Source organism: Moraxella equi, from assembly GCF_002027555.1.
GTDB lineage: Bacteria > Pseudomonadota > Gammaproteobacteria > Pseudomonadales > Moraxellaceae > Moraxella > Moraxella equi.
This window is the reverse complement of sequence record NZ_MXAP01000090.1, coordinates 1-892: the sequence shown is the minus strand read 5'-3', so window position 1 is coordinate 892 and position 892 is coordinate 1. Positions and strand designations below refer to the sequence as shown.

2 protein-coding genes are annotated in these 892 nt (G+C 39.2%); both read right to left on the bottom strand.

From position 1 onward, the window contains the following. Nucleotides 1-14: 14 nt before the first annotated feature. Nucleotides 15-533 carry an IS630 family transposase gene (locus B5J93_RS14420; protein ID WP_079326082.1) on the bottom strand — a complete coding sequence of 173 codons (519 nt, stop codon included), beginning with the start codon at nucleotides 531-533 and terminating at the stop codon, nucleotides 15-17. Between the two features lie 17 nt (nucleotides 534-550). After that, on the bottom strand, nucleotides 551-892 hold a 342-nt coding region (locus B5J93_RS08980; RefSeq protein WP_228144914.1), incomplete at its 5' end, for an IS630 transposase-related protein.

The following is an 892-nucleotide window of genomic DNA, read 5'->3' as shown; positions in this document are numbered from 1 at the left end:
TATACCAACCGAACTTAAAAACTACCACACAACCACATAAAATAAAAGAACAACTTATCAATACAATCCAACCTCCAATCTTGTCTTAATCCTTTAATCCAACTCCAAACTTGTTCAATGGGATTTAAATCAGGTGAGTAAGGCGGTAGCCAAAGAATGGTGTGATTGTGCTTTTGCATCAACTCTTGTATGTCTTGTCTTTTATGGAAGGTGGCATTGTCCATCACAATGACACTGTTTGGTGGTAGTTCTGGTAGTAGCACTTGTTCTACCCAAGAGTAAAATACTTGACTGTTAATACTGCATTCATACAAACCCACAGCAAACAGCTTGTTGTTATAGATTGCCCCAATGGCGTTGGTTTGATTTTTGGCTTGCCAGTTATAGGTTCCATAACATCTTTGACTTTGATGAGCATAAGCATAAGGGCGATGGGTGTTACCTCTAAAACCACTCTCATCAAGATAAACAATGGGACGATTGTCTTGTTTGTATTGTTCAAGTTGTTTGACAAACTGTTGTCTTAGTTCAATATTGGCATTAGGATGCTTTAATCGCTTTTTTTACGAGTAAGTTTTAGGCGTTTTAATGCCTTGGCAATCGCCCTATCTGTGCAATTAAAACGGGTGGCTCGCTCTCTTTGATAAGCATCAGGGTAGTCAAGAACATCTTGGCGTAGTTTTTCCAAGTCTATCTTAGAAGTATAAGAAGTACGCACCTTTCTGTCTGGGTTTGCTTTCCAGTTTAAAATGGTGCGGGTGCTGATATTGTACTCTTCGGCAAGCTGTCGGTAGGTTTTACCACAATTTAGTTGCCTTAGTACTTGTTGTCTAAAATCATCTGAGTATGCCATAGGGGTATTGTAGCATATTTTGGGTTCGGTTGGTATAGC